Annotated in this window: 5 protein-coding genes; 3 read left to right on the forward strand and 2 right to left on the reverse strand. The window is 67.8% G+C overall.

Annotated features, from left to right (window positions below; translation table 11 throughout):
* Nucleotides 1-74 precede the first annotated feature (74 nt).
* Nucleotides 75-989, forward strand: a complete 915-nt coding sequence (locus tag ACTJJK_RS10365; protein ID WP_223619976.1) for an FAD:protein FMN transferase — start codon at nucleotides 75-77, stop codon at nucleotides 987-989.
* Nucleotides 986-2,638 carry a sulfite reductase subunit alpha gene (locus tag ACTJJK_RS10370; RefSeq protein WP_440730143.1) on the forward strand — a complete coding sequence of 551 codons (1,653 nt, stop codon included), beginning with the start codon at nucleotides 986-988 and terminating at the stop codon, nucleotides 2,636-2,638. The genes ACTJJK_RS10365 and ACTJJK_RS10370 overlap by 4 nt, the downstream gene beginning before the upstream one ends.
* A 652-nt stretch (nucleotides 2,639-3,290) precedes the next feature.
* On the opposite strand, the gene ACTJJK_RS10375 is transcribed toward ACTJJK_RS10370, so the two are convergent.
* Both ACTJJK_RS10375 and ACTJJK_RS10380 read right to left on the reverse strand, forming a co-directional pair.
* On the reverse strand, nucleotides 3,291-3,914 hold the full coding sequence (locus ACTJJK_RS10375) for a HutD/Ves family protein (RefSeq protein WP_031373679.1): 624 nt from the start codon (nucleotides 3,912-3,914) through the stop codon (nucleotides 3,291-3,293).
* 476 nt (nucleotides 3,915-4,390) lie between these two features.
* Complete coding sequence (locus tag ACTJJK_RS10380) at nucleotides 4,391-4,729, reverse strand: ComEA family DNA-binding protein (RefSeq protein WP_036149553.1); 339 nt, start codon at nucleotides 4,727-4,729, stop codon at nucleotides 4,391-4,393.
* A 220-nt stretch (nucleotides 4,730-4,949) separates the two neighbouring features.
* On the opposite strand from ACTJJK_RS10380, the gene ACTJJK_RS10385 reads away from it, so the two are divergent.
* On the forward strand, nucleotides 4,950-6,458 hold the full coding sequence (locus ACTJJK_RS10385; RefSeq protein ID WP_440730144.1) for a M20 family metallopeptidase: 1,509 nt from the start codon (nucleotides 4,950-4,952) through the stop codon (nucleotides 6,456-6,458).
* Nucleotides 6,459-6,616: the final 158 nt, after the last annotated feature.

Raw genomic sequence — 6,616 nt, forward strand, 5'->3', positions numbered from 1 at the left:
AGGTGACGTGGACGTGGTCGGGCGCATGGGATGCGCCCGAGGCGGCGTCGCTGCACGCGCTCGACGGCATCACCATGGGCACGCGCTGGTCGGTCAAGTTGATCGCCCGCGCCAGCGCGCTGCCGATGTTGGAACGCGGCATCCAGGCGCGGCTCGATCAAGTCGTCGCCCAGATGAGCACCTGGGAAAGCGATTCCGACCTCAGCCGTTACAACCGTTCCGGCGCCGGCAGTGTGCACGCGCTGCCGGCCGAATTCGCCGAAGTGATGGCGGCCGCGCTCGCGCTCGCCGCCGACAGCGACGGCGCCTACGACCCGACCATCGGCCCACTGGTCGATCTGTGGGGTTTCGGCCCTGCCGGCGCACGCGAGGCCGCACCCGACGCGATCGTGTTGGCGAACGCGCAAGCGCGTGTGGGCTGGCGCCGGCTGCGCTTCGACGCCGCCGCGCGCACGCTCGAACAACCCGGCGGCGCCTACGTCGACCTGTCCTCGATCGCCAAGGGCTACGGCGTCGACCGCGTCGCCGACTATCTGCTCGAACAAGGCGTCGCCGATTGCCTGGTCGAAGTCGGCGGCGAGTTGCGCGGGCACGGGCGCAAACCCGATGCGACACCGTGGCGCGTCGCGGTCGAACAACCCGGTGGCAGCGACGACGAAGCCGCCGCGGTGATCGCGCTCGACGGCCTCGCCATCGCGACCTCCGGCGACTATCGCCGCTATTTCGACGCCGACGGCCGGCGCTATTCGCACACCCTCGATCCGCGCAGCGGCCGGCCGATCGCGCACCCGCTGGCTTCGGTCACCGTGCTGCACGCGCAGTGCATGCAGGCCGACGCCCTCGCCACCGCCTTGACCGTGCTCGGCGCGCATGCCGGCATGGCCTACGCGAACCGCCACGGCCTGGCCGCCTTGTTCGTGCTGCGCGAGGGCGAGGGCTTCGTCACTCGCACCACGCCGGCGTTCGTCGCCCGGCAGCGCAGCGCATGAGCACCGTGGCGACCGCACCGCGCCGGCGCTTCGACCTCGGCGTCCTCGGCAATCTGCTGGTCGTGCTGGCGCTGGTCGCGCTCGCGATCGGTTTGTCGCAATGGCAGGCCGAACCCTTGCGTTGGAGCTTCCCCGGACGTGGCCGTGTGTGGGCGGCGGGCGCGGTCGCCGCGCTGTATGCCGGCTTCGTAGCCGCCATCGCCGTCTCGCGGACGCGACGTGCGCGCGCGCAGGCCTTGCCGGCGATCTCCGCGCAACAACGCGGCGATTGGCTGGTCGCCTTCGCCAGCCAGACCGGTTTCGCCGAACAACTCGCACGCCGCAGTTACGAGGCCTTGCGCGATGCCGGCCTGAGCGCCGACCTCGCCGTGCTCGGCACCCTCGACGCGGCGCAACTGGCGCGGTATCCGCGCGTGTTGTTCGTCGTCAGCACCACCGGCGAAGGCGATGCGCCCGACAGCGCGGCCGGCTTCGTCCGACGAGTCATGGCGCAGGCAGGCGAACTGTCGGCCACACGCTACGGCGTGCTCGCCCTCGGCGACCGCGAGTACACCGAGTACTGCGCGTTCGGCCATCGTCTCGACCACTGGTTGCGGCATTCCGGCGCCCAATCTCTGTTCGATCTGGTCGAGGTCGACAACAGCGAACCCGGCGCTCTGCGCCATTGGCAGCACCATCTGGGCCTGTTGGCCGGCCATACCGAGCTGCCCGACTGGAGCGCGCCTTCGTACCGCCCCTGGCATCTGCAGGAACGTCTGCTGTCCAACCCCGGCAGCGTCGGCGGCCCGGTGTTCCGACTGGGTCTGGTGCCGGCCGACGGCGACGCGCTCGATTGGCGCGCTGGCGATATCGCCGAGATCGGGCCGCGCAACAGCGCCGCCGATGTCGTGCAGTGGCTGGCGACGCTCAGCCTGGACGGCGCCGAAATCGTGCGGCACGCAGATGCGCAGGAGCCCTTGTCGGCCTTGCTGGCGCGCTCGCGTTTGCCCGATCCCAATGCCGTGCGGGGGCAAGGTGCGCAGGCCATCGCCGATGCGCTCAAGCTGCTGTCGCACCGCGAGTACTCGATCGCCTCGGTGCCTGCCGACGGTTCGCTGCAACTCTTGGTCCGCCAGATGCGTTACGAGGACGGCCGCTACGGCAGCGGCAGCGGCTGGCTGACCGAACATGCGGCACCAGGTACGGCGATCGACCTGCGCATCCGCAGCAACCCCTCCTTCCATGCACCGAGCGATGCGCGCCCGGTGTTGTTGATCGGCAACGGCACCGGCCTGGCCGGCCTGCGTGCGCTGCTCAAGACCCGGATCGCCGCGGGGTATCGCCGCAACTGGCTGCTGTTCGGCGAACGCAACGCCGCCTGCGACCTGCACTACCGCGCCGAACTCGACGCCTGGCAGGCCGACGGCGCGATCGAACGCGTCGACTACGCGTTCTCGCGCGACGGCGAGTCGCGGACCTATGTGCAGGATGTGTTGCGCAAGCATCTGGACGCGGTGCGCGAATGGATCGCGCAAGGCGCAGCCGTCTATGTCTGCGGCAGCCTCGAAGGCATGGCGCCAGGCGTCGAAGCGGTGCTGCATGAAGCGGTCGGCGTGGAAACGCTGGAGGCCATGGCCGCAGACGGTCGCTATCGGCGCGATGTGTATTGAGCGATCTCGGGCGTCTGAATCATCGCGGGGATGACCGATCCTGAGATGGTGGCTGCTGGGGATGTGGGTTCTGATTCTGGGGTGCTGAGTGATCTCGTGCGTAGGAACCATCGCCCCTTTCACAAAGGGGCCGACGCCCAGCGCGCGCATCGCTGCTGAGTGAGGTTCGGAGCGCGGGGGATTTGCTTTGGTTTGCTTCGCATACACCCAGGCCGACTCAGCCGAACAAGGGCGTAACGGATCGGGGGAATACGCCGAGATCTCTGGATCCCCGCCTTCGCGGGGATGACGGCTCTTGAGGGATGACAACTCTTGGGGATGACGACTCTCGGCGCGATACGTACTGAGTGATCTCGAGCGCGTGAACCATCGCCCCCTTTGACAAAGGGGGCCGACGCCCGGCGCGCGCATCGCTGCTGAGTGAGGGTCGGAGCGCGGGGGATTTGCTTTGGTTTGCTTCGCATACGCCAGGCCGACTCAGCCGAACAAGGGCGTAACGGATCGGGGGAATATGCCCAGATCTCTGGATCCCCGCCTACGCGGGGATGACGGCTTGGGGATGACGGCTGTTGGGGGTAACGGCTCTTGGGGGATGACCGCTATTGAGGAGGTAGCGGCTCTCGGCGTGAGGTGCAGACCGTCCTGTGCGGATTCAGTCGAGCGGGGCCACCCGCACCAACAGCACCTCGCCACCGCCTTCGAGCACGTTGCGCAGGCGTTCGCTGCCGGCGGCAAGGATCGCGGTGTCGCCGGCTTCCAGCGGCGGCAGGCCGGAGTCGTCGGCGAACCGCGCTTGGCCAGCCAGCAGATGCACCGCCCAGGTCTGGCCCGGTTCGGCGAAGATCACCATCGGCCCGACCAGCGGGCGGTGCCACAGCTCGGCACGGACCCGGTCGCGGCGCCACATCAGGTTGAAGTCGTGGGTCAGGCCGTCGAGCAGTTCGCCCTGCACCGCGCGTTCGCCGGCGAAACGCAGCTTGTCGTGCGGCGGCAGCAGCTCATGGACCTCGCCGTCGTCGAAACGCAGGCGCAGGCCGTTGCCGCTGAGCAGGACCAATTCGCGGTCGATCCCCGGGAACGCCGAGAACGGCGCATCGCGCTCGATCTCGGCGATCGACAGACGCCAATCCCAGTCCTCGCCCGGGATCGGGCGATCGAGCCCGGCCTCGTTCTGGCGGCTCATGCGCACGATCTCGCGGGTCCAGCCGAACTGGTTGCGCCAGCGTTCGCGGCGATACTCGTTGGCGGGGATGGACCAGGTCAGGCGGTCGGGCATGGGCGTGGCTGCGGCTGAACGAAGGCGCAGTCTAGTGGTTGGGCCGGGTTGGCCCAAGCGGGAGAAGGTCGGGATAAAGCGATCGAACCATGATCGCGCGGCCAAGGGCCGGAAGGCGTCGGGGGAAGCGGTAGCCAGGGTGTTATGGCCCGGGTCGGGTCGCGGCTTACGCCGCTCCTACAGGGGGCTGGTGCGGGTTGCAGGCTGGATCAAGCGGGCCGGGAGATGGCGGTCGCGGCTTGTGACCGAAGGAAATCCAGTAGGACGCCGCTCCTACCCCGAAAATCCGAAGCCCGAAGCCCGAAGCCCTTCCCGACTCCCGAATCCCGAATCCCGAACAAGGGTGTGCCCCGCCGCAGATCCCTCTGGGGCGGGGCAACGTACTTCCGTGTCCAGGGACCTCCCCCCGAATCCTTTCGGGCTTCCTTGCCCGATTAGCTGCCGACCCCGCGTCCTTACGGCATCGGCAGACTTGTTCAGCGCTTGCTGGCAGCGCGCGGGGCCGCGATGGCTCCGGCGGTGTTGGTCGGGCGGACCTGAGCGGCGCCGCCGACCACGATGCGTTCCCGATTCTTTTCGACCGTCTTCAGACCGATTCCCTTGACCAGGGCCAGCTGCTCGACGCTGCGGAAGGCCCCGTTGGCCTTGCGGTAAGCGACGATGGCTTCGGCCTTGGAGGCCCCGATGTTGAGCAGTACGCGGTCCAACGTGGCCGCGTCGGCGCTGTTGATATTGACCTTTTCCGAGGCGAAGGCACTGCCGGCGAGCATCAGCGACAGGACCAGCGACTTTGCGATGAGGGCAAACGATTTCATGGTTAAAGCTCCTGAGAGTGGATTCCGTTCCTGGCCGGCGGCCTTACGTCCTTGAGTCCTTGTGTCCGCCGGTGGAGACAGTCTCCATGTCTCGACCGGCACAGGTTATCGCCGCAGACGCCTGTGCGAAGCCGGGGGATGCCGCAGCGCAGGGTAGGAAAAGTCCTACACGGCCCGGGAGGCGTAAAATGCCCCCCTTCCCCGCTCCAGAGGTCCGTCAATGGACGCCAGCAAGGTCGATCGCTACGTCAGCGAGAAGTGGGACGACGAAATCGTCCCGCAACTGGTCGAATACATCCGCATCCCCAACAAGTCGCCGATGTTCGACGCCGACTGGGTCCAGCACGGCTACATGGACGATGCCGTCAAGCTCATGGAAACCTGGGCTCGCGCCCAGTCGATCCCGGGCATGCAGGTCGAGGTGGTGCGCCTGGAAGGCCGTACGCCGTTGATCTTCATCGATATTCCGGCGGCCCACGGCGGCAGCGACGAGGATTGCGTGCTGCTCTACGGCCACCTCGACAAGCAGCCGGAGATGACCGGCTGGGACGACGACCTGGGCCCGTGGAAGCCGGTGATCAAGGGCGACAAGCTTTACGGCCGCGGCGGCGCCGACGACGGCTACGCCATCTTCGGCTCGCTGGCGGCGATCCTGGCCCTGCAGGAACAACAGCAGCCGCACGCGCGCTGCGTGATCCTGATCGAGGCCTGCGAAGAGTCCGGCAGCTACGACCTGCCCGTCTACGTCGATCACCTGGCCGACCGCATCGGCAAGCCCTCGTTGGTGGTCTGCCTGGACTCGGGTTGCGGCAACTACGATCAGTTGTGGTGCACGACTTCGCTGCGCGGCCTGGCCGGCGGCAACTTCACCGTCAAGGTGCTCAGCGAAGGCGTGCATTCGGGCGACGCCTCCGGCGTGGTGCCGTCGAGCTTCCGCCTGCTGCGCCAGCTGCTGTCGCGCCTGGAAGACGAGAGTAACGGCAAGATCCTGATCGAAGGCCTGTACGTCGACGTGCCGCCTGAGCGCCTGGAGCAGGCGCGCCAGGCCGCCAAGGTGCTCGGCACCGCGGTCTACGACAAGTTCCCGCTGTTGCCCGGCATGCAACCGATGTTCAAGGAGAACGCGCCAGACGACCTGGCCGAGTTGGTGCTCAACCGCACCTGGCGCCCGGCCTTGTCGGTCACCGGCGTCGACGGCATGCCGGCGCTGGCCTCGGCCGGCAACGTGCTGCGCCCGCACACCTCGGTGAAGCTGTCGCTGCGTTTGCCGCCGACCCTCGACGGTAAGCGCGCCGGCGAGTTGCTCAAGGAAGTGCTGCTGCGCGATCCGCCGAACGGCGCCCAGGTGACCCTGGAACTGGAGAAGTCGTCGAGCGGTTGGAACGCCCCGGCGATGTCGTCGTGGCTGTCGAACGCGATCGACGCATCGAGCCGCGAATTCTTCGGCCAGCCGGCGATGTACATGGGCGAAGGCGGCTCGATTCCGTTCATGGGCATGCTCGGCGAGAAATTCCCGGGCGCGCAGTTCATGATCACCGGCGTGCTCGGCCCGCATTCCAACGCGCACGGCCCGAACGAGTTCCTGCACATCCCGATGGGCAAGCGGGTGACCGCCTGCGTCGCCCGCGTGGTCGCCGAGCATCACCTGGCGAGCCAGCGCGGCGAGACCACCGGCGTGGCCGCGGTGGCCGACAGCGGCGATCGGCATGGAGATCACGGCTGCTGCTGATTTTTTCGGCTAGCCAATGGTGAAAGGAAACGGGCCTTCGGGCCCGTTTTCTGTTTGGGCGCGAGTTACGAGCGACGAGCGTTTGTGCGCTTCGAGCGATGACGCTGGACCGGCGTTTTCTGCGCGTTCCGTGGCCGCGGCTTGCGCCGCTCCTACCC

It is taken from the genome of Lysobacter sp. 22409 (assembly GCF_052045105.1).
Taxonomy (GTDB): domain Bacteria; phylum Pseudomonadota; class Gammaproteobacteria; order Xanthomonadales; family Xanthomonadaceae; genus Lysobacter; species Lysobacter antibioticus_B.

Bases quoted from the DNA above. Each gene is read 5' to 3' on its own strand.
- ACTJJK_RS10375 (WP_031373679.1), bottom strand. From the start codon at position 3,914: ATGCCCGACCGCCTGACCTGGTCCATCCCCGCCAACGAGTATCGCCGC.
- ACTJJK_RS10385 (WP_440730144.1), top strand. From the start codon at position 4,950: ATGGACGCCAGCAAGGTCGATCGCTACGTCAGCGAGAAGTGGGACGAC.
- ACTJJK_RS10365 (WP_223619976.1), top strand. From the start codon at position 75: ATGGGCACGCGCTGGTCGGTCAAGTTGATCGCCCGCGCCAGCGCGCTG.
- ACTJJK_RS10370 (WP_440730143.1), top strand. From the start codon at position 986: ATGAGCACCGTGGCGACCGCACCGCGCCGGCGCTTCGACCTCGGCGTC.
- ACTJJK_RS10380 (WP_036149553.1), bottom strand. From the start codon at position 4,729: ATGAAATCGTTTGCCCTCATCGCAAAGTCGCTGGTCCTGTCGCTGATG.